Consider the following 22217-nt stretch of genomic DNA (forward strand, 5'->3'; position numbering starts at 1 on the left):
GGCTTCTCCTGATCCGTGGGGTTAGTGGAAGTAGTGCTCGCCATGGACATTGTCATGACGGATGTCTTGCAGCGGATCCTGTCGCTCGTTGGCAATGAGTTGTTGCTCCTCCAGGCCATGCTTGAGCATGCTGCGGATGTTGTGCAGCCGGTTGGCGCCGGTCAGGTGCCCCCGGAGGCAGGCCGCTTCCAGCCGCTCCTTGCCATAGGTTTTGCTCTGCCCCAGCAAGGCCAGGCAAGGGCGCACCGCTTGCGTCGAATGCTCTGCCTGCCGGATAAAGCCATCCACCCAATGCGTGGTGTAGGGGCCGATGGACGCCGCCCAGCCAAGCAGTCGCTCTGGCGACCACTCCAGCAGTGCCTGATGATGCGCGGGCATGTGTTCACGCAGGCTGCTGTGCTGGCCTTTGTGATGACTCCGCTGGTGTTCGGCCACGATCTTGCCCGCGTGGTACAGCGTGACGGTATGCTCGGCCAGATGCGCCTCCAGCCGCTTGCCCTGCAAGGCATAGGGCACTGAGTAATAGTGCTTTTCCAGATCGACGTGGTAGTCCTTACCAACCAGCACCGGCACTACTTTGGTGTAGTGATAGGGATAATCCGGCAACGGCTTGAGCGCCGGTGCATCGAGCTCGGCAAACAGTGAGGCACGGCAGCCAGGCAGCTTCTGGAAGGATTTCTGGTTGAGCCGGGTCAGCAGTTCACCCATTCGCTGATTGAGCTGGGCCAGGCTATGGAAGGTTTCATGACGCAGCACCGCCAGGATCCAGCGGGTGACGATCTGCACGCCCACCTCCGCCTTGGACTTATCCTTCGGCTTGCGGGGCCGCGCGGGCATGATCGCCGTACCGAAATGGGCCGCCAGCATCTGGTAGGTAGGGTTGAGATCCGGATCGGTATTGCGCGCCACGCTGACGGCACTCTTGAGGCAATCAGGTACCACCAATTGCGGCACACCGCCAAAGAACTCGAAAGCGCGCTTGTGGCTCATCACCCAGTCATCGAGCTGCTGGGAGCGGGTGGCCTCGGCAAAGGTGTAGTTGGAGGCCCCCAGCACGGCGACAAAGATCTGGGCCCGGTAAAGGATCTCGCCGGTATGCGGATCGACAATGGGCATGGTCTGGCCGCAGTAGTCGACAAAGAGTTTTTCGCCCGCAATATGGGTCTGCCGCATCGAGGGTTGCAGCAGCGCCGCCCACTCTTTATAGAGCCGACAGAAGTGGTTGTAGCTGTAGTGGGAGCCTGGATGGCGCTCGGCGTACTCCTGCCATAGCAGCTCGAGGGTCACGCCTTTTTGACCTGGTTTTTTGAGTTCCTGATGCAACAAGGCCCAGTTGGGAGTGGGTTTGTGCTGAGTTTTATGGACAGAGCAGGTCTTGAGAAATGCGCGCTCCAGGGAGACATCATCCCAGGACTCAGACAGGGGCCAGGTCATGATACCCAGTTGAGCCGCCCGGTTGAGGTAATAGGATACGGTGCTAGGAGAGATATGCAGGCTGAGGGCGATCTGCCGATGAGCCAGTTGAGCCTGATATTTAAGGCGAAGAATTTCTTTGAGTTTTCTCACAGTGATAGGCCTCGCAGACATGCACGTTCCTCTGTTGGAGCAGATGGGAAAGTGCGGGTTTAACGAAGCGGGGAGAAAAAGTCACCAATAACATGGATGCCGATCATGGTTTCCCATCGAGGGTAAAAAGTGATCGGCGTGGGATGTTATTGAGTGATCGGCATGGATGTTATTACGTGATCGGCATGAATGTTATTGAGCGATCGCCATGCGTGGGAATATGCACCAAGACCACCGCCAAAGCAGCCACCGCCTTCGGGTTGCCGACCGAGCAGCTCGCCGACGACATGGGCAAGATCGCCAACCTCTACAAGATCCCCATCCGTGACATCGAACAGCTCGGCGATGCCATCAACTTTCTGGACGACAACGCCCAATCCAAGGGCGGCGACATCATCGAGGTGCTGCAACGCATGGGTGGGGTGGCTGACAAGCTCGACTACAAGAAGGCCGCCGCGCTGGGCTCCACCTTCCTCAGTCTGGGCGCCTCCGCCGAAGTCGCCGCCAGCGCCTCCAACGCCATGGTGCGCGAGCTATCCATTGCCACCATGCAGAGCAAGCAATTTCATGCAGGACTGGCAGAGCTCAGCCTCAATGGTGCCGACATCGAACGCCGCATGACCAAAGATGCCATGGGCACCATCAGCATGGTGCTGGCGAAGATAAAGACCCTAAAACCGGAAGCACAACTGCGGGTGACTACCCAACTCTTTGGCAAGGAGTACGGCGATGATGCCGCCAAGCTCGCCAACAACATGCCGGAACTGAATCGCCAACTGGAACTGACCACCTCGGTCAAATCCAAGGGCTCGATGCAGCGGGAGTCCGACATCGACAAAGACTCTCTCTCGTCCCAGTGGCTGCTGTTGCAGGCCGGGATGGCGAACGTCAAGAGCGCCCTCGGCGAACAGCTGCGTGGCTCGTTGCTGGACATCATCGGCTTCATCCAGAAAACCGTGGGGGCGGTACGGCGCTGGGTCGAGGCCAATCCCGAGCTGGCCAATACCATCGTCAAGGTCGCCGCCGCCGTTTCCGTCATCACCATCGCCTTCGGCGGCCTGTCGCTGACCGTGGCCGCCCTGCTCGGCCCCATGGCCATCATGCGCTTCTCTATGGGCACGATGGGGATCCAGCTCGGCAGCCTGTTCGGTTCAGCCGACAAGGCAGGCAAGGGCCTCTCCCTGTTCACCAGAATGATGGCGCTCAACAGCCGCATGGCCGCCCCCCTGATCACCAATTGGAGCGCCCTCGGCAACATCCTCAAGGGCCTCTCCTTCTCGGGGGTGGGCAGCAGCATGAAATCCATGCTGACCAGCATGGCAGGCCTTCCCGCCAAGCTGGGCGTCATGACCGCCGCCACCTGGCGCTATGTGACCGCCCAGCTTGCCGCATCAAAGGCCCTCGCGGCCACCAAATTCACCGCCATGACCACCGGGCTAAGAAGCGCCACCGCGGCCACCTACGCCTATGTGGCAGCCAATGGCGTCATGGGCACCACCATGAACATGATCAAAGGCAGTGTCGGTGGTGTGATATCCCTGCTCAAAGGCGGCTTGGTGGGTAGCCTGAAACTGGTGGGCCATACCATCGCCTTCGTCGGCAGGCTGCTGCTGATGAACCCCATCGGCCTGCTGGTCACCGCCATCGGCATCGCAGCCCTGACCATCTACCGTTACTGGGAGCCAATAAAAGCATTCTTCTCGGGCTTCTTCCAAGGGCTCAAAGAGGGGCTTGGGCCGGTTGCTGCCGTGTTCGCGCCCGCGTTTGAGGCGATGGCCAACGCCCTCAGCCCACTCAAACCGATATGGGACGGCATCAGCAGCGCCCTCGGCTCTGCTTGGGAATGGATGACCAACCTGTTAACCCCCATCAAAACCACCCAGCAAGAGCTGGACGGCGCAACCAACGCGGGCAAGCGGTTCGGGCTGTGGCTGGGCGGGCTTGGCAAATCATTCATCCAGGTGATCGCCGACTTCACCAAATTTGGCTCTGACTTGATAGATGGCCTGCTCAAGGGGATCTCTGATAAGTGGGCAGAGCTGAAAACCAAGATCAGCGCCATGACCGACCTGCTGCCGGACTGGTGGAAGGGCGGTTCGGAGGTGAAAGCATCGGTGAGCCAGTCGGGTTACCTGACGGGCAACCTCTCCCAACCCGCACTGGCGGGGGGTAATGGCTATGGCCACCGTATCGCCGACACTCCGAAGCTCAAGCCCAAGGTCAGTACCACCACCATCCACAGTCAGCCGTTCTACCAGCTCACCGTCAACCCTGCGCCGGGAATGAACGAAGCTCAGCTCGGCAAACTGGTGATGGACAAGCTCAAAGAGAGCGAGCGGGCCAACCAGGCACAGGGCCGCGCCCGATTTGGCGACCGCAACTAAGGAGCAATCACCATGATGATGACCCTGGGCTGGTTCGTGTTTATGCGCTCGACCCTCGCCCCCCTCTCACAACAAGACGAACGGGCATGGCGCCATCCGGGCAATAACCGGATCGGTGCTCGTCCTGCCTATCAGTTCCTCGGCCCAGATGATGAAACCACCACCCTGAGCGGGGTGCTGCTGCCCGAAGTGACCGGCGGCCCCGTCTCCCTCGACTTGCTCAACAATATGGCTGACAGTGGTCAGGCTTTCCCCCTGATCCAGGGGGATGGCGTCATGCGTGGGTCATTCGTGATCGAGGGCATCAGCACCACCCGCAGCGAGTTTTTCAGCGATGGCACCGCCCGTAAAATCGAGTTCACCATCAAGCTCAAGCGGGTCGATGACAACGACAGATCCCTTGTCCAAACCCTGCTGGGCCGCACCGCGGGCAACCTCTTTGGCCGCCTGGGCCTGGGCAAGCTGGTCGGCAGTATCGGCAACAAGCTAGGGGGGCTTCTCTGATGGGGGCTTTCGACCAGTTCGGCACGCGATTGGCCGAAAACTTGGGGCTGACCAATCCGCTCGACGCCTTGCGCCAAGGCCACCCGGTACCGGCTTACCAGGTACTGGTCGATGGCAAAGACATCTCGGCCACCATCAGGCCGCGCCTGATGTCGATGACCATCACCGACAACCGGGGCTTCACCGCCGACACCATCGAGATCACCCTCGATGACAGCGACGGCCAGCTCGATATGCCACGCCGGGGCGCCACCCTACGCGCCCTCATTGGCTGGCAAGGCCAGGTCATGGTCGACAAGGGCACCTACAAGATCGACGAGGTGGAGCACGGCGGGGCCCCGGATGTGCTCACCATCCGGGGCAAGTCAGCCGACCTGCGCGGCGGCATGAACAAGCTGCGTGAGCAAAGTTGGCACCAGACCACCGTCAGCGGCATCGTCAGCCAAGTCGCTGCCCGCTACCAGCTCACGCCCTGCGTGGGTGACTCACTCAAGGGCCAGCTGATCGACCACATCGACCAGGCCAACGAGAGCGATCTCGCCTTCCTCACCCGCCTGGCTGGTCAGTGCGATGGCATCACCACCGTCAAGAATGGCCGCCTGCTGTTTATCAAAGCAGGCCAGGGAACCACCGTCAGCGGTCAGCCTCTGCCGGCCATCACCATCACCCGTCGGGATGGCGATCAACACCGCTTCTCGGTTGCCGACCGGGATGCCTACACCGGCGTGACCGCCTACTGGCAAGACAACAAGGAGGCGGAAAAGAAGAAAGTCGAGGTGAAGCGCAAGAAGAAGACCAAGCCGAAACAGGAACGGCCCTTGCCCCCGGGGGTCATGGTCAACAAGCAAGAGAACGAACTGCTGGTCGGTAGCAGCGAGAACGTCAAAGAGCTGCGGCATGTCTATGCCAGCCAGGCAAATGCCATGCGGGCCGCCCGGGCTGAGTGGGAGAAGCTGCAACGCGGCGTGGCCGACTTCCAAATCACCCTGGCGATGGGCCGCCCTGAACTCTACCCGGAGCAACCCACCACTGTCAGAGGGTTCAAACCCCAGATTGACGAGGCCGACTGGCTGCTCACCCAGGTGGTGCACGACCTCACCAACCAAGGCTTCACCAACCGCCTGCAGCTCGAAGTGAAGCTGGAAGAACTGCCGGAGTGACTACATCCAGATAACCTGCGGACAATATGTGGACACGGGAAAGGGAAAAGTGATTAAAAACAGCAGGTTAAGGATACAAAAAAGGAGGCCTGAGCCTCCTTTATTTTTATAACAGAGCTGGATTAGACCAGAGCTGCTTTAGCTTTTTCAACCAGGGCGGTGAAAGCCAGCTTGTCGTGAACGGCGATATCGGACAGGATCTTGCGATCGATCTCGATGGAAGCCTTCTTCAGACCGTCGATCAGACGGCTGTAGGACAGGCCGTTCTGACGGGCTGCAGCGTTGATACGTGCAATCCACAGTTGACGGAACTGACGCTTCTTCTGGCGACGGTCACGGTAGGCATACTGACCAGCTTTGGTTACCGCTTGTACCGCTACGCGGTAGACACGGGAACGGGCGCCGTAGTAACCCTTGGCGGCTTTCATTACTTTCTTGTGACGAGCGCGAGCGGTCACACCACGTTTAACTCTTGGCATTTTTCACATCCCCCCTTATGCGTACGGCAGACAAGCGACAACACGTTTGTGGTCGGCAGCGGAAACAAAGAACTTCGGTCCCAGCTGACGCTTACGCTTGCTGCTCTTCTTGGTCAGGATGTGACGCAGGTGGTTGTGCTTGCACTTGAAGCGACCTGAGCCAGTCTTCTTGAAGCGCTTTGCGGCGCCCCGGTTGGTTTTCATCTTCGGCATTTCATACTCCGCATTGTGAGTGACAACAAAATCGCAAGGCGAACCGACTCATGGGGCCAGCCCCATGAGTCAATTTCTTGTGGGCCTTAAGATTTCTTCTTGGGTGCGAGGACCATCACAGCTTGACGGCCTTCGACTTTCGGGAACGATTCGACTACAGCCAGCTCTTCCAGATCGTTCTTGACGCGCTCGAGAACCTTGATACCAAGATCCTGGTGGGCCATTTCACGACCACGGAAGCGCAGAGTGACCTTTGCCTTGTCCCCGTCTTCCAGAAAGCGAACCAGGTTGCGTAGTTTTACCTGATAGTCGCCTTCGTCTGTGCCAGGACGGAATTTGATTTCCTTGACCTGGACGACTTTCTGCTTTTTCTTCTGTTCTTTGGTGGTCTTGCTCTTTTCGTAGAGGAATTTGCCGTAATCCATGATCCGGCAAACGGGCGGCTCAGCGTTCGGACTGATCTCGACCAGATCCACTCCTGCCTCAAGGGCCAAGTTCAGCGCATCCTGAATGGAGGTGATGCCAATGGCTTCACCATCCAGACCAGTCAGACGAACTTCTTTCAGACGGATCTCTTCATTGATCCGGTGAGCGCGGGCTTGCGGTTGCTTGCCCAGTTTTTTTCCGCCTTTTATAGCTTATTCCTCCACTTTCTTTTGTCCGCGGGTCTGAACTTCCTGGGTCAACAGAGCAATCAGCTCTTCAACAGGATAAGAGCCCAGGTCAGCCCCTTTACGAGTACGCACTGCAATCTTGCCGGCTTCTACTTCTTTGTCGCCGCAGACCAGCATGAAGGGTACTCGCTTCAAAGTATGCTCGCGGATTTTAAAGCCAATCTTCTCATTTCTCAAGTCCGCTTTTGCGCGAAGGCCCGCATCATTCAATGCCTTGGCAACTTTCACAGCATAATCGGCCTGGTTATCCGTGATATTCATGACCACGGCCTGGGTCGGAGCCAGCCAGGTCGGGAACAGACCGGCGTACTCTTCCGTCAGGATCCCGATGAAGCGCTCCAGCGAGCCCAGAATGGCGCGGTGGATCATCACGGGGATGTGGCGCTCGTTGTCTTCGCCCACATAGGTGGCGCCAAGACGGCCCGGCAGGGCAAAGTCGAGCTGCACGGTACCACACTGCCAGGCACGATCAAGGCAATCGTGCAGGGTGAACTCGATCTTGGGACCGTAGAAAGCCCCCTCGCCCGGTTGCAGGTCGTACTTCAGGCCGTTGAGTTCCAGCGCCTCGGCCAGCGCGGCCTCGGCACGATCCCAGGCTTCATCAGAGCCGATACGCTGCTCCGGACGGGTCGAGAGCTTGACCACGATGTTTTCGAAACCGAAGGTGCCGTAGACGTCATAGACCATGCGGATGCACGCAGACACCTCTTCCATGATCTGCTCTTCGGTACAGAAGATGTGGGCGTCATCCTGGGTGAAACCCCGTACCCGCATCAGGCCGTGCAGGGAGCCTGACGGCTCGTTGCGGTGGCAGGAGCCGAACTCGGCCATGCGCAACGGCAGATCGCGGTAGGATTTCAGACCCTGGTTGAAAATCTGCACGTGACCCGGGCAGTTCATCGGCTTGATGGCGTACTCGCGGTTTTCGGACTGGGTGGTGAACATGGCCTGGGCGTATTTCTCCCAGTGACCTGAACGCTCCCACAGCACGCGATCCATCATGAAGGGGCCTTTCACTTCCTGATAGTCGTACTCTTTGAGCTTGCCACGGATGAAGGTTTCCAACTCGCGGAAAATGGTCCAACCATCGTTGTGCCAGAACACCATGCCCGGCGCTTCTTCCTGCATGTGGTACAGGTCGAGCTGCTTGCCTATCTTGCGGTGGTCGCGCTTGGCGGCCTCTTCCAGACGCTGCAAATAGGCCTTGAGCTGCTTCTTGTCGGCCCAGGCGGTGCCGTAGATGCGCTGCAGCATCTTGTTGTTGGAGTCGCCGCGCCAGTAGGCGCCGGACATCTTCTGCAACTTGAAATGGTGGCAATGACGCATGTTGGGCACGTGCGGGCCGCGACACATGTCGATGTACTCTTCATGATGATAAAGACCGGGCTGGTCATCACGGGCAATGTTCTGATCCAGGATCTCGACCTTGTAGGTCTCGCCACGGGCTTCGAACACGTCGCGCGCTTCCTGCCAGGAGACCTTCTTCTTGATGACGTCGTAATCCTTGGCGGCCAGCGCCAGCATGCGCTCTTCCAGGGCAGCCAGATCTTCGTCGGTCAGGGTGCGGTCGAGATCGATGTCGTAGTAGAAACCGTTGTCGATGACGGGACCGATGGCCATCTTGGTCTGGGGCCAGAGTTGCTTGATGGCATGACCCAGCAGGTGAGCACAGGAGTGGCGCAGAATGTCCAGACCTTCTTCGTCTTTGGCGGTGATGATGGCCAGGGAGGCATCGGCTTCGATCAGCTCGCAGGCATCCACCAGTTCACCGTTTACCCGACCGGCAATGCACGCCTTGGCGAGACCGGGACCGATGTCCGCGGCCACATCCATGACGGAAACGGCGTGGGCAAATTGACGTTGGCTGCCGTCAGGCAGAGTAATGATTGGCATTAGGTGTTTCCTTATACAGTGGTGACCCCTACCAAAGGCCACATGCAGGTTGGAGAAACCCTTTCATGTCCAGCTGTTCACTCCCGAGTTTCACCGTTCACAATACGGTTGGTACACGGCAGTGGCACACCATATGGCGTGTGCAAGGCCATCCATTGAGAGGTACAGCGGGGGATTGTATCAGACGCGACAACCCAGACAAGCTGTCTTGGCGATTTTGCATACCGTCTAAGCGCGGGTGTCAACCTGTCCTACTTGCGAGGGCGCCCTTCTGCTGCCATACCCTGTACCAGATTGAGGCGTCAGCCAAAGCAAGGGGGGCATGATGTACACCTACGACATTTCATTTCCGGAGCATGCAGAAAAGCTGGTTCATCCGGATCACCTTCTCACGACTCACTGTCCCGTCCATATCGGTGAGCTGGTGATCCTGGGCGATGGCAGCAAGCGGGAGGTATGCAGCATCGTCCACAGTGCCGAGCGCAGTACCCTCTATGTCACGGACGTGACGCCCGGCAAAGTCACCGCCAGCCGTTGATCCCTAGCCGGCGTTCAGAAAAGAGTGGCCATTGAAATCGAAGGCGCTGCGCCCCTCCTCGGCCAGCGCCATCTCCTGCAACACCTGGAGTGCCATCTTGTTGCCCTTTTGCGAGGCCTGATAGAGCCACTGCTTCGCCTCGGCCAGTTCAACCCGCCCGTTGACCCCCATCAGTTGCAGGATGCCCACCTTCAGCATGGCGGGCACATCACCGTTCCTGGCTGCCAGCTCCATCCAGCGAAACGCCTCGTGCAGATCCCGCTTCACCCCGGCCCCGCGCAGATAGACCTCTCCCAGCCGATACTGGCCGAGAGCGTCCCCCGCCTGCGCAGCCTGACGATAGAGTCGGATGGCGCGATCCATATCCTGCTCGCTCCCCTGCCCCACTTCATGGCTCCAACCCATCAGCGCCTTTGCCCGTGGCTGGCCCTGCTCCGCCAGCGGCGTCCAGATCCGGGTCGCCTCATCAAAGTGCCCTGTCCGCCAGGCGCGGTTGGCCGCCGCCAGCTCCTGCTCAGTGGAGAGCGGGATCAGACGCCAGATGACCAGCGCAATGAGGGCGATGAAGAGCCAGCGGGCGATAGTAGGTTGCATGACATTTTCCGTGATCTGGTTCGCATTTCGTCTATGTAAACGAAATGTAGCAACAGATCAAGCAGGAGATCACCTGGGTTCACCCTCTTTCATGGGGTCGCTCTTTGCGAACTTGCAGTTTGAGGGGCTACACAGCAAAATAACTGTATATATAAACAGTGCATTGGTGATGTGATGGCAGGACGAGGCGCGAACCACAATGTCGAGCACCGCTTCAGCGGCCCGCAAATCGAACCAGTTGACGACGGCTGGAGTCAGAGCGACTGGGACGCGGCATTTGCCGCCAGCGCTCCCCGCACCGAGGTGACGGAGATCAGCGCCCGCAGCATCATCAGCTACAACGATTCGCCGGATCTTCCCTTCGGTCGCTCCATCAATCCCTATCAGGGGTGCGAGCATGGCTGCATCTACTGCTATGCCAGACCCAGCCACGCCTACCTTGAGCTCTCCCCCGGGCTGGATTTCGAGAGCAAGTTGTTTGCCAAAATCAATGCTGCCGAGTTGCTGCGACGGGAGTTTGCCAAGCCAGCCTATCAGCCACAAACCATCGTGCTGGGGGCCAATACCGATCCCTATCAACCCATCGAGCACCACTATCGCCTGACTCGCGCACTCCTGACGGTGATGCTGGCTCATCGCCATCCGGTAGGACTCATCACCAAGAGCGCCATGATCCTGCGCGACCTCGATCTGCTGACCGAGCTGGCCCGAGAAGGGCTATGCCAGGTGATGGTGTCGGTCACCACCCTCAATGAGACGCTGAGGCGGCAGCTGGAGCCCAGGGCCAGCACGGGGGTTGGGCGGATCAAGGTGATCGAACGACTGGCCAAGGCCGGTGTGCCGGTCGGTGTGCTCGCCGCCCCCATGATCCCCAGGCTCAACGAGCCTGAACTGGAACAGATCATCAAGGCCGCCGTCGACGCCGGGGCGGGCTGTGCGGATTACATCTTGCTGCGATTGCCCCACGAGCTCACCACCCTCTTTTGCGACTGGCTCGATACGCACTATCCCGGCCAGAAAGAGGCGATCCTCAACCAACTGCGGGCAAGCCGGGGTGGCTCACTCAACAGCGCCACCTTTGGCAGCCGCATGCGAGGTGAAGGACAGTTTGCTGACCTGCTCGCCCAGCGCTTTCGCCTGATCAGCAGGCGGCTGCAACTGGGCAAGCGCCATATTGCACTCAATACAGCCGCCTTCATCCGCCCGGGCGAGCAGTTACGTCTGTTCTGAGCGCCATCAGCCCCGTGGTCTCGGCGGGTAGCTCCCCGCTGGGTGGCGCTGTGCAATCAGCTCCGCAGGCAGGCGGGATGGCTCGTGCGCCACCTCCTCCTCATCCACTCTAAGGCGTGCCTTCTCCTGCCCTCCCCACATCCGGCCCCACCAGATCTCCCACATTACCCAACTCGTCATAACAGTGCTCCTGGCAAGCGATGCCTGCCTCTGTGGTGGCCTCATCCAACGCAGGCAGCATGGCTGGCGGTCATGACAGGGCTATGACAGCCGAGTGAAGGAATCGTGTTGATGCGATGGGGCCAGCCCTGCATATCAGGAAGATGACGCCGTGGCAGGCTGGGCTGCATGCACGGCAGACGGAGCCTGGCAGCAGAAAAGAGGGCGCCAGGGCAAGCACAAGGACGGGGAGAACCTGGGGTGAGGCGGACAAAAAAAGAGCGACCATCAAGGTCGCTCTTTTGCACCGGACAAAGGGGGACGATTACTCGTCGCCCGCCTCCCCGGTATCGACGGCGCCAGCGTCCGCTGCGGTGTCGGTGCCTTCAGACACCTCTCCTTCAACAGCCAGGGCCTCAGTTTCCTCTTCGTCGCTCTCGGCAACGCGCTGCAGGCCGACCACGGTCTCGTCTTCACCGGTACGGATCAGACGCACACCGCCGGTGTTGCGGCCGATGACGCTCACCTCGGACACCCGGGTACGAACCAGGGTACCGCCGTTGGTGATCAGCATGATCTGGTCGGTATCTTCGACCTGGATCGCATCGATCACCTTGCCGTTGCGCTCATCCACCTTGATGGAGATGACGCCCTGGGTACCACGGCTCTTGGTCGGGTACTCGTCCAGCGCGGTGCGCTTGCCGTAACCGTTCTCGGTGGCGGTGAGGATGGCACCATCACCACGGGGCACGATGAGGGAGACCACCTTGTCACCGGCGCCCAGCTTGATGCCACGCACGCCAGCAGCGGTACGACCCATGGGACGTACGCCCTTGAAGGTACCCTTGCTTTCGGTGCCTTCGCCGTTGTCACTGCCATCATCATCGTTGCCGGCGTCGTCGTCGGTGTCGACTTCGTCAGTGGCATCGGCATCGGCGCGACCGCTGCCTTCCGCGAAGCGAACCACCTTGCCCGCATCGGAGAAGAGCATGATCTCGTTGCTGCCATCGGTGATGTCCACCCCGATCAGCTCATCACCCTCTTTGAGGTTGATGGCACGGATACCGGAGGAGAGCGGACGGCTGAAGTCGGACAGGCTGGTCTTCTTCACGGTGCCGTTGGCGGTGGCGAAGAACACATACTTGTCGGCGTCATATTCTTTCACCGGCAGGATGGCGGTGATGCGCTCACCCTCATCCAGCGGCAGCAGGTTGATGATCGGACGACCGCGGGCGCCACGGGACGCTTCCGGCAGCTGATACACCTTGAGCCAGTAGACCTTGCCACGGGTGGAGAAGCACAGAATGGTGTCGTGGGTGTTGGCCACCAGCAGACGCTCCACAAAGTCCTCTTCCTTGATCCGGGTGGCCGACTTGCCACGACCACCGCGGCGTTGGGCCTCGTAGTCGGAGAGCGGCTGATACTTCACATATCCCTGGTGAGACAAGGTAACGACCACGTCTTCCGGGGTGATCAGATCTTCGATGTTGATCTCGGCACTGGACATGCTGATCTCGGTGCGACGCTCGTCGCCGTACTGCTCGCGCACGGCCAGCAGTTCGTCACGGATCACTTCCATCAGGCGTTCCGGGCTTGCCAGGATGTGCAGCAGCTCGGCGATGAGATCCAGCAGAGATTGGTACTCTTCCAGGATCTTCTCGTGCTCGAGGCCGGTCAGCTTGTGCAGACGCAGGTCAAGGATGGCCTGGGCCTGGATCTCGGTCAGGAAGTACTGCCCTTCACGGATGCCGAACTCAGGCTCCAGCCACTCGGGGCGAGCCGCGTCGTCGCCCGCTTTTTCCAGCATGGCGGCCACGTTGCCGAGCTCCCAGCCCTTGGCTACCAGGGCGGCTTTCGCATCCGCCGGGGTCGCACTGTGGCGAATGAGCTCGATGATGGGGTCGATGTTGGCCAATGCCACCGCCAACCCTTCCAGGATGTGCGCCCGATCCCGCGCCTTGCGCAGCTCGAACACGGTCCGGCGGGTCACCACTTCACGGCGGTGCAGCAGGAAGGCATCCAGGATCTCTTTGAGGTTCATCACCTTGGGCTGGTTGTTGTCCAGCGCCACCATGTTGATGCCGAACGTGGTCTGCATCTGGGTGTGCTTGTAGAGATTGTTCAGCACAATCTCGCCGGACTCGCCGCGCTTGATCTCGATGACGATGCGCATGCCGTCCTTGTCGGACTCATCGCGCAGGGCGCTGATGCCCTCGATTTTCTTCTCTTTGACCAGCTCGGCGATCTTCTCGATCAGGCGAGCCTTGTTCACCTGATAGGGGATCTCGTGGACGATGATGGTCTCGCGACTGGTCTTCTCGTCCACCTCCACTTCAGCCTTGGCCCGCACATAGACGGAGCCGCGACCAGTACGGTACGCCTGCACGATGCCGGAACGGCCGTTGATGATGCCGCCGGTGGGGAAATCCGGGCCGGTGACATGGGTCATCAGCTCGTCAATGGTGAGGTCGCCGTTTTCGATCAGCGCCAGGCAACCGTTGACAATCTCGGTGAGGTTGTGAGGCGGGATGTTGGTCGCCATGCCCACCGCGATACCGGAGGAGCCGTTGACCAGCAAGGTGGGGACCTTGGTGGGCATGACAGCCGGGATCATCTCGGTGCCGTCGTAGTTCGGCACCCAGTCCACGGTCTCTTTGTCCAGATCGGCCAGCAGCTCGTGGGAGATGCGCGCCATCCGCACTTCGGTGTAACGCATGGCCGCGGCGTTGTCGCCGTCCACCGAACCGAAGTTGCCCTGACCGTCGACCAGCATGTAGCGCATGGAGAAATCCTGCGCCATCCGGACGATGGTGTCATACACGGCGCGGTCGCCATGCGGGTGATATTTACCGATTACGTCACCGACCACACGGGCCGATTTCTTGTAGGGCTTGTTCCAGTCGTTCCCCAGCTCGTTCATTGCATACAGAACGCGGCGGTGAACCGGTTTCAAGCCATCACGCACATCCGGCAGAGCTCGTCCTACGATCACGCTCATGGCGTAATCCAGATAGGAACTCTTGAGCTCTTCTTCGATGTTGACCGGCGTGATCTCTCTGGCCAGATCGCTCATAGAAAGCCTTAATCCCTAATTAGTTGTTCTTTGGCTTAAACAGCGCGACATGGTAACACACTGAGCCAAATACATTAAGCCACAAATCCGATGAGCACATCGGGCTGGTGCGACGAGGTCGGTCCGTTATAATGCGCGCCAGGACAATAGATTGCGCGCGCCCAGCCCGCTGCGTGCCTTGCCACAGGATCATCAAAACATGAATAGTGATGCCAATGTCGATCTGACAGAAATCGCCAAATTTGAAGCCATCGCCTCCCGCTGGTGGGACATGGAGGGCGAATTCAAGCCGCTGCATCAAATCAACCCGGTGCGCCTTGACTGGATCACCGACAAGAGCGGCGGCCTGTTTGGCAAGCGCGTGCTCGACATCGGCTGCGGTGGCGGCATCCTCTCCGAGAGCATGGCCCGCCGGGGGGCCCGGGTCACCGGCATCGACATGGGCAAGGAGCCCCTCGGCGTCGCCCGCCTCCACGCGCTGGAACAAGGTGTGGAGCTCGAGTACCGCCAGATCACCGCCGAAGCCCACGCCGATGAAGTGCCGGGCCAGTATGACGTAGTCACCTGCATGGAGATGCTGGAGCACGTGCCGGACCCGGCCTCGGTGCTGCGCGCCATCGCCACCCTGGTACGGCCGGGGGGCAAGGTGTTCGTCTCCACCATCAACCGCAACCCGAAAGCCTATCTGATGATGATCCTCGGGGCCGAGTACCTGATGAAGATGGTCCCCAAGGGCACTCACGATCACAAGAAGTTCATCACCCCCGCCGAACTCTGTCGCATGGGGGAAGCGGCGGGCCTCCTGGTGCGGGACATGAGCGGCGTTCACTACGCCCCGCTCTCCAACAGCTTCAAGCTCGGCAAGAATGTCGACGTCAACTACATGGTGGCGTTCGAGCGCCCGGAGCAAGGCTGATGAGCACACCTCACCCGATGCCCCTTGGCTGCGTGCTGTTTGATCTGGACGGCACCCTGCTCGACACCGCCCCAGACCTTGGCGCCGCCGTCAACCACGTGCTGATAAGCGAAGGCTTTGCCCCGCTCTCTGACGACATCATCCGCCAGACCACCTCCCACGGGGCCCTCGGGCTGCTCAGGGCCGGTCTTGGTGACGAGCTGCTCGAGGAGCTGGGGGCCACCCGCCTTCGCACCGCCCTGCTCGACTACTACGCCGCCAACCTCTGCGTCGGCACCCGCCCCTATGAAGGCATGGTGGATCTCATCGAGTGGCTCGACGAGAAAAAGCTGCCCTGGGGCATTGTCACCAACAAGCCGGGTTTTCTCACCGAACCGCTCCTGGCAGCCCTGCCTGAACTCGCCAGTTGCGGCGTGACGGTGAGCGCCGACACCCTGCCGGTACGCAAGCCCGACCCAGCCCCCATGTTCTTTGCCTGCGAGCGGCTCGGCATCACGGCGAGCCAGTGTCTCTATGTAGGGGATCACGTGCGCGACATCGAGGCTGGCCGCAATGCCGGCATGCGTACCGCGGTGGCTGGCTGGGGTTATCTCAATGATGACGAGGATCCCGCCCTCTGGGGCGCCGATCTTCACTTTGATACCGTGCAGGCCCTGCACCACTGGCTGCGTTACGAGCTGAGCTGACACGTTCATTGCCCATGACCGACAAGGCATCCGGATAGAGGTGGATCTGCGGGGCAACTTTGATGATGTCCCGATGGCCATGTGGGCATCGGCCCCGGCGCGCAGCTCTCCCCGCAGCACACCAGAGGGATCCCGGACGATCCCTCTTTTTACAGGCTTGGCAACCCCCCGAACGGCGTAACAGGACACCTTTTGACCCTGACTGCACAAGGGATGAGCAGGCCGGATTTGCTAGTAAAAACACCCTGCTTTCGCAAGCAAAAAAAGTTATTTTAATTTTCCATCTTCGATCGCCGGACTTGCATTTGACGGATCGGACGGATGAAAACCCGTTCGCTGTGAGCGTCCACTAACTCCCGTCCCGACACCCACAATTTATCCACAGCTAATGCGTTATCCACAGATTGCATTACCGCATCGACCTCACTATCTTGTAGTTCGCATTAAAAATAACACTACATCTTGTGATTCATCGCACAATCCCTGCCCAGTTTCCCTCGACAGACGGAGCCGGGTTGCGCCATTGTGCGATGGCTTTTCGGGAATCAACCGATACCGGCAGGTATCAATGAAAGGGGTCATCAGCCAATGAACTTGTTTGTGACGAAGCGTAACGGACACAAAGAACCCATCGATCTGGATAAAATTCACCGTGTGCTCGACTGGGCTGCCGAGAAGCTCGACAACGTGTCGGTCTCCCAGGTGGAGCTCAAGTCCCACATCCAGTTCTATGACGGTATCCGTACCGCCGACATCCACGAGACCATCATCAAGGCTGCTGCTGACCTCATCTCCGAGCAAAGCCCGGACTACCAGTACATGGCTGCCCGTCTGGCCATCTTCCACCTGCGCAAGAAGGCCTACGGCCAGTTCGAGCCGCCCCACCTGTATCAGCACGTCGCCAGACTGGTGGACATGGGCAAGTACGACAAGCACCTGCTGGAAGACTACACCCAGGCGGAATTTGAGGAGCTGAACGGCTACCTCGATCACTGGCGCGACATGGACTTCTCCTACGCGGCGGTCAAGCAGCTCGAAGGCAAGTACCTGGTACAGAACCGCGTCACCGGCGAGATCTACGAGAGCCCGCAGTTCCTCTACATCCTGGTAGCAGCCTGCCTCTTCTCCAAGTATCCGAAAGATACCCGTCTGGACTACATCAAGCGCTTCTATGATGCGGTCTCGACCTTCAAGATCTCCCTGCCGACCCCGATCATGAGCGGGGTGCGCACCCCGACCCGCCAGTTCAGCTCCTGCGTGCTGATCGAGTGTGACGACAGCCTGGATTCCATCAATGCCACCGCCAGCGCCATCGTGCGTTACGTTTCCCAGCGCGCCGGCATCGGCATCAACGCCGGTCGCATCCGTGGTCTGGGCAGCCCCATCCGTGGCGGCGAAGCCTTCCACACCGGCTGCATCCCCTTCTACAAATACTTCCAGACTGCGGTGAAGTGCTGCTCCCAGGGCGGCGTGCGCGGCGGTGCGGCCACCCTGTTCTACCCGCTGTGGCACACCGAGGTGGAGAGCCTGCTGGTACTGAAGAACAACCGCGGCGTGGAAGAAAACCGGGTCCGTCACATGGACTACGGCGTGCAGATCAACAAGCTGATGTACCAGCGCCTCATCAAGGGCGGTGACATCACTCTGTTCTCCCCGTCCGATGCACCCGGCCTCTATGACGCCTTCTTCGCGGACCAGGACAAGTTTGAAGCGCTCTACGTCAAGTACGAGCAGGATCCGGCCATTCGCAAGAAGACCCTGAAGGCGGTGGATCTCTTCTCCCTGATGATGCAAGAGCGCGCCGGTACCGGTCGCATCTACATCCAGAACGTGGATCACTGCAACACCCACAGCCCGTTCGACCCCTCCGTGGCACCGGTGCGCCAGTCCAACCTCTGCCTCGAGATTGCGCTGCCCACCAAGCCGCTCAACAACGTGGATGACGAGGACGGCGAGATTGCCCTGTGCACTCTCTCCGCCTTCAACCTGGGCGCCATCGAGAAGCTGGAAGATCTGGAAGAGATGGCCGAGCTGGCCGTGCGCGCTCTGGACGCCCTGCTCGACTATCAGGACTACCCGCTCAAGGCCGCCAAGAAGGGCAGCATGAACCGCCGCACCCTGGGTATCGGCGTCATCAACTACGCCTACTACCTGGCGAAAAACGGTGCCCGCTACTCCGATGGTTCCGGTCTGGCCCTGACCCACCGCACCTTCGAGGCGATCCAGTACTACCTGCTGAAGGCCTCCGTGCAACTGGCCCGCGAGTTCGGCCCCTGCCCGGCCTTCAACGAGACCACCTATGCCCAGGGTATCCTGCCCATCGATACCTATAAAAAGGATCTGGACACCCTGTGCAATGAACCCCTGCACCTGGACTGGGAAACCTTGCGCGAAGAGATCAAGACCGTGGGTCTGCGCAACTCCACCCTGACCGCCCTGATGCCGAGCGAGACCTCCAGCCAAATCTCCAACGCCACCAACGGCATCGAGCCGCCCCGCGGCCTGGTGTCGGTGAAAGCCTCCAAGGACGGCATCCTCAAGCAGGTGGTGCCGGAGTACCACCGCCTGAAGGATCAGTACGAACTGCTGTGGAAACAGCCGAGCGTCGACGGTTACCTGCAGCTGGTCGGCATCATGCAGAAGTTCGTGGATCAGGCGATCTCCGCCAACACCAACTACGACCCGGCCCGCTTCGAAGGCAACAAGGTGCCGATGAAGCAGTTGCTCAAAGACTTGCTGACCGCCTACAAATACGGTCTCAAGACCCTCTACTATCACAACACCCGTGATGGTGCCGACGACACCCAGACCGATCTGCAAGATGACGGCTGCGCTGGCGGGGCTTGCAAGATCTAACCGCGAAACGCACTGATAAACCGGGCGGGAGCATCAAGCTCCCGCCCTCCTGTTTTCCCTATTTCACGGCATTCTAACCATGGCTTACTCTACTTTTTGCCAGACCCAAAACGATCAGCTCAAGGAGCCGATGTTCTTCGGCCAGTCGGTCAACGTGGCCCGTTATGACCAGCAAAAGCACGACATCTTCGAGCGGCTGATCGAGAAGCAGCTCTCCTTCTTCTGGCGCCCGGAAGAGGTGGACGTCTCCCACGACCGCATCGACTTCCAGGCTCTGCCGCCCCACGAGCAGCACATCTTCATCTCCAACCTGAAGTACCAGACCCTGCTGGATTCCATTCAGGGCCGCAGCCCCAACGTGGCCCTGCTGCCCCTGGTCTCCATTCCGGAGCTGGAGACCTGGATCGAGACCTGGGCCTTCTCCGAGACCATCCACTCTCGCTCCTACACCCACATCATCCGCAACATCGTCAACAACCCGGGCCAGGTGTTCGACGACATCGTGACCAACGAGCAGATCTTGAAGCGCGCCGGCTCCATCAGCCACTTCTATGACGATCTCATCGAGGCCACCTCCGTCTATCACCTGCACGGTGAGGGGGCCCACCGGATCGGGGATCGCGAAGTCACCATCAGCCTGCGGGAGCTCAAGAAGAAGCTCTACCTGTGCCTGATGAGCGTCAACGCCCTCGAAGCAATCCGCTTCTACGTGAGCTTCGCCTGCTCCTTCGCCTTCGCCGAACGCGAGCTGATGGAGGGCAACGCCAAGATCATCAAGATGATCGCCCGTGACGAAGCGCTGCACCTGACCGGCACCCAGCACATGCTGAACCTGATGCGCAGCGGCAACGACGACCCCGACATGGCGGAGATCGCCGTCGAGTGCGAGCAGGCCTGCTTCGAGCTGTTCAAGGAAGCGGCCCTGCAGGAGAAGGAGTGGGCCGAGTACCTGTTCCAGGACGGCTCCATGATCGGCCTGAACAAGGACATCCTCTGCCAGTACGTGGAATACATCACCAACCTGCGCATGGCGGCCGTCGGCCTGCAACCGGCCTTTGCCGGCACCAAGCAGAACCCCATCCCCTGGATCAACACCTGGCTCTCCTCCGACAACGTGCAGGTGGCGCCCCAGGAAGTGGAAGTAAGCTCCTATCTGGTGGGTCAGATAGACAGTGAAGTGCACGCCGACGATCTGGGTGACTTCGAGCTGTGATGCAAGGCGACCTCTGCTGGCAGACCATGATGCGGGAGAGCGACGTCCGTGAGTGACGCCACCGCCACCCTGAACGCGCCCCTGCATTCCGCCACCACGGCGTCGGAGGGGCAAGCCCCCCAGGTACAGACCCTGGACGGTGTGCTGCGCCCCCATCCCGGCGAAAGCGTGCTGGAGACCCTGGAGCGCCACGGCCATCACGTGGAGTTCCAGTGCCGCAGCGGCTATTGCGGCGCCTGCCGCACCCCGCTGCTGGCGGGCAAGGTGCACTACGCCGCCGTCCCGCTCGCCTTTGTCTCCCAGGGGGAGTGCCTCCCCTGCTGCTGCCAGCCGGTGGGCGCCATCAAGCTCGATATCCGAAAGGGCTGACGGCCCTTGTCGCCAGATCTGCCCCGCAAACAAAAAGCCGCCGGATTGCTCCGGCGGCTTTTTTCATGGGAATGTCCCGTCTCTTAAATGAGGGGCCATGACCCTCTTGCGTTACAACCAGGGGGCGGCGGTCGGCCCGTGGTGCAGACCCAGCTTCCAGACCCGGCCAAAGTGCTTGTAATGACCGGCCGCGACACCGGCCTTCTCACCCATACCGTGGTAGAGATCGAGGTGGCCCTTCTTCACCGCGCCCCCCACATCCAGCGCAATCAGCAGCCGCAGCTGGTGCTTGCCGGTCCAGTTGCCCTCTTTGTCCAGCAGCGGTACTTCCGCGAGGATGGGGGTGCCCATGGGCAGCAGAGTCTTATCGGCAGCCACCGCCGCCATCGGCAACAGCGGAATGCCGGCGGCCCCCACCACGTCGTTGGTGGGACGGCGCTCGAAGAAGACATAGGAGGGGTTCTGCTCCACCAGCTCCTTCACGCTCTCTTCCGGCTGACGATTGGCCCACTCCTTGATGGCCTTCATGGACATCTGCTCCTCGGGCACTTCGCCACGGTCGATGAGCACCCGGCCAATGCTGACATAGCCGTGGCCGTTCTTGCCGCTGTAGCCGAGGTACTGCAGCCGGTTGTCATCGCCGTAGTGAACGAAGCCGGAACCCTGCACGTCCATCAGGAAGTTGTCGATGAGGGACTTGCTGTAGCCCAGCTCCAACCCCCGGTTGGCCAGCGCCCCCCGGTGGATCTCGGCCCGGCTCGGGCAGCGACCGCCGCAGTTGGGCATGGCATAGATGGGATACTTGTACTGGGCGTCCGGGCGATGGCGCACCTCCAGCACCGGCGAGTAGTAGCCGGTGAAGAGCACGTTGCCCATGCGGTCGGCACCGCCAAGCTGCGCCAGGCTGATGCCGTACTGGGTGATATGGGCGGGATTGCCCCCATTGGCGACCCAGCGTGAGAGTTGACGGTAGAGCTCCCCATAGCGGCTCGCCATGCGGCCGGAGCGTTCCATCACCATCCGGCTCTGGGGACCGAACTTGCTGTAATCGGCGCGGGCGCGGCTGTTGATCCGCTCCACCCGCACCAGATCCCCCGGCAGGGCACCATCCAGATACTGCTTGCCCAGATTCACAGGGATCTCGCAGTTCAGAAAACATCCGGATTCCGCCTTCTTCTGGGGCACCTTGACCGGTTCAGGGTTGCCCGCACAACCGGCCAGCCCCACCACGGCGGCGGCCAACCAGTACGCATGTCTATTCATATGTCCTCATATAACACCGAGTGTCTTGCACGGCGGGGAAGATGCCAAAATTGCCCGGGGAAAGCAAACGCCTTCACGCCCCTGACGACGGATTTCTCCTGCCGTGATCTTCTGGGTTATAACAAGGTGACAAGGTGTGAGAGGTCATGGATGGAACAGCTCGAAATCTTCCCGCTCCAGAGCCCCTGTGTCGGGGTCTGCGAACTGAACAACAAGGGGTATTGCAAGGGATGCCTGCGAAGCCGCGAGGAGCGTTTCAACTGGCTTGCCATGACCCCTGCCCAGCAGCAGGAGGTGATGCGCCTGTGCCGCAACCGCAAGGCCAGGGTCGAGGCCGCTCGCCGCAAGGCGCAGGCCGCAGAGGCGGCCGATCCGCCGCCCCCGCCAGGCTGGGATTTTTAAATCCCACGTTGCCCCTCCCCCCAACAAGAAAGGCGGCCCCAGGGC

At 60.2% G+C, this 22217-nt stretch carries 20 protein-coding genes; 11 read left to right on the forward strand and 9 right to left on the reverse strand.

The features are described 5' to 3' along the window. Window positions 1–21 precede the first annotated feature (21 nt). Entirely contained in the window at window positions 22–1587 is a 1566-nt protein-coding gene (istA, locus tag C3F36_RS00140; protein ID WP_043851823.1) for an IS21-like element ISAs27 family transposase, read from the reverse strand. A 191-nt stretch (window positions 1588–1778) separates the two neighbouring features. Between istA and C3F36_RS00145 the strand changes: the two genes are divergently transcribed. From C3F36_RS00145 to C3F36_RS00155, 3 genes are read left to right on the forward strand one after another with little or no spacing between them, the layout of a single operon-like run. Next, window positions 1779–3950 (forward strand): phage tail tape measure protein, encoded by a 2172-nt coding sequence (locus C3F36_RS00145; RefSeq protein WP_158656055.1) that lies wholly within the window; start codon window positions 1779–1781, stop codon window positions 3948–3950. 12 nt (window positions 3951–3962) lie between these two features. Next, on the forward strand, window positions 3963–4454 hold the full coding sequence (locus tag C3F36_RS00150; RefSeq protein WP_104452358.1) for a phage tail protein: 492 nt from the start codon (window positions 3963–3965) through the stop codon (window positions 4452–4454). Beyond that, the gene (locus C3F36_RS00155) at window positions 4454–5614 is read left to right on the forward strand and encodes a phage late control D family protein (protein ID WP_104454213.1); all 1161 of its coding nucleotides are present in this window, start codon (window positions 4454–4456) and stop codon (window positions 5612–5614) included. The genes C3F36_RS00150 and C3F36_RS00155 overlap by 1 nt, the downstream gene beginning before the upstream one ends. A gap of 122 nt (window positions 5615–5736) precedes the next feature. Here the strand turns inward: C3F36_RS00155 and rplT are convergent, their stop codons facing one another. From rplT to thrS, 4 genes are all read right to left on the reverse strand, one after another. Then, window positions 5737–6093: a 50S ribosomal protein L20 gene (rplT, locus tag C3F36_RS00160; RefSeq protein ID WP_010674800.1), complete on the reverse strand. Its 357-nt coding sequence runs from the start codon at window positions 6091–6093 to the stop codon at window positions 5737–5739. Window positions 6094–6108: 15 nt separating this feature from the next. Next, window positions 6109–6306, reverse strand: coding sequence for a 50S ribosomal protein L35 (gene rpmI / locus C3F36_RS00165; protein ID WP_005300673.1), 198 nt, complete (start codon window positions 6304–6306; stop codon window positions 6109–6111). An 86-nt stretch (window positions 6307–6392) separates the two neighbouring features. After that, the gene (infC, locus tag C3F36_RS00170; protein ID WP_026139078.1) at window positions 6393–6941 is read right to left on the reverse strand and encodes a translation initiation factor IF-3; all 549 of its coding nucleotides are present in this window, start codon (window positions 6939–6941) and stop codon (window positions 6393–6395) included. Window positions 6942–6944: 3 nt separating this feature from the next. After that, on the reverse strand, window positions 6945–8873 hold the full coding sequence (thrS, locus tag C3F36_RS00175; protein WP_010674801.1) for a threonine--tRNA ligase: 1929 nt from the start codon (window positions 8871–8873) through the stop codon (window positions 6945–6947). Window positions 8874–9195: 322 nt separating this feature from the next. On the opposite strand from thrS, the gene C3F36_RS00180 reads away from it, so the two are divergent. Next, complete coding sequence (locus C3F36_RS00180) at window positions 9196–9411, forward strand: hypothetical protein (protein ID WP_124245003.1); 216 nt, start codon at window positions 9196–9198, stop codon at window positions 9409–9411. A 3-nt stretch (window positions 9412–9414) separates the two neighbouring features. Here the strand turns inward: C3F36_RS00180 and C3F36_RS00185 are convergent, their stop codons facing one another. Then, window positions 9415–10005: a tetratricopeptide repeat protein gene (locus C3F36_RS00185; RefSeq protein WP_199767334.1), complete on the reverse strand. Its 591-nt coding sequence runs from the start codon at window positions 10003–10005 to the stop codon at window positions 9415–9417. Between the two features lie 174 nt (window positions 10006–10179). Between C3F36_RS00185 and C3F36_RS00190 the strand changes: the two genes are divergently transcribed. Continuing rightward, a complete protein-coding gene (locus C3F36_RS00190; RefSeq protein WP_104454214.1) occupies window positions 10180–11235 on the forward strand; it encodes a PA0069 family radical SAM protein in 1056 nt (351 codons plus the stop codon). A 6-nt stretch (window positions 11236–11241) separates the two neighbouring features. Here the strand turns inward: C3F36_RS00190 and C3F36_RS23535 are convergent, their stop codons facing one another. Both C3F36_RS23535 and gyrA read right to left on the reverse strand, forming a co-directional pair. Next, complete coding sequence (locus C3F36_RS23535; RefSeq protein ID WP_199769635.1) at window positions 11242–11415, reverse strand: hypothetical protein; 174 nt, start codon at window positions 11413–11415, stop codon at window positions 11242–11244. Window positions 11416–11719: 304 nt separating this feature from the next. Next, entirely contained in the window at window positions 11720–14467 is a 2748-nt protein-coding gene (gene gyrA / locus C3F36_RS00195) for a DNA topoisomerase (ATP-hydrolyzing) subunit A (RefSeq protein WP_104454215.1), read from the reverse strand. A gap of 199 nt (window positions 14468–14666) precedes the next feature. Between gyrA and ubiG the strand changes: the two genes are divergently transcribed. The 5 genes from ubiG (at window position 14667) to yfaE (ending at window position 20507) form a co-directional block, all read left to right on the forward strand. After that, window positions 14667–15383: a bifunctional 2-polyprenyl-6-hydroxyphenol methylase/3-demethylubiquinol 3-O-methyltransferase UbiG gene (gene ubiG, locus C3F36_RS00200; protein WP_010674813.1), complete on the forward strand. Its 717-nt coding sequence runs from the start codon at window positions 14667–14669 to the stop codon at window positions 15381–15383. Further along, a complete protein-coding gene (locus tag C3F36_RS00205; protein ID WP_104454216.1) occupies window positions 15383–16069 on the forward strand; it encodes an HAD family hydrolase in 687 nt (228 codons plus the stop codon). The genes ubiG and C3F36_RS00205 overlap by 1 nt, the downstream gene beginning before the upstream one ends. A 588-nt stretch (window positions 16070–16657) precedes the next feature. Next, window positions 16658–18925 (forward strand): class 1a ribonucleoside-diphosphate reductase subunit alpha, encoded by a 2268-nt coding sequence (gene nrdA, locus C3F36_RS00210; protein ID WP_010674815.1) that lies wholly within the window; start codon window positions 16658–16660, stop codon window positions 18923–18925. Between the two features lie 79 nt (window positions 18926–19004). Continuing rightward, window positions 19005–20138, forward strand: coding sequence for a class Ia ribonucleoside-diphosphate reductase subunit beta (gene nrdB, locus C3F36_RS00215; protein ID WP_104454217.1), 1134 nt, complete (start codon window positions 19005–19007; stop codon window positions 20136–20138). A 48-nt stretch (window positions 20139–20186) separates the two neighbouring features. Beyond that, entirely contained in the window at window positions 20187–20507 is a 321-nt protein-coding gene (gene yfaE / locus C3F36_RS00220; RefSeq protein WP_406568611.1) for a class I ribonucleotide reductase maintenance protein YfaE, read from the forward strand. Window positions 20508–20618: 111 nt separating this feature from the next. Here the strand turns inward: yfaE and mltA are convergent, their stop codons facing one another. After that, on the reverse strand, window positions 20619–21770 hold the full coding sequence (gene mltA, locus C3F36_RS00225) for a murein transglycosylase A (protein WP_104454218.1): 1152 nt from the start codon (window positions 21768–21770) through the stop codon (window positions 20619–20621). Window positions 21771–21920: 150 nt separating this feature from the next. Between mltA and C3F36_RS00230 the strand changes: the two genes are divergently transcribed. Beyond that, a complete protein-coding gene (locus tag C3F36_RS00230) occupies window positions 21921–22172 on the forward strand; it encodes a DUF1289 domain-containing protein (RefSeq protein WP_104454219.1) in 252 nt (83 codons plus the stop codon). The last annotated feature ends 45 nt before the right edge of the window (window positions 22173–22217 follow it).

The sequence above is a fragment of the Aeromonas sp. ASNIH2 genome (assembly GCF_002934795.1).
In the GTDB taxonomy this organism is placed as follows: Bacteria; Pseudomonadota; Gammaproteobacteria; order Enterobacterales; family Aeromonadaceae; genus Aeromonas; species Aeromonas caviae.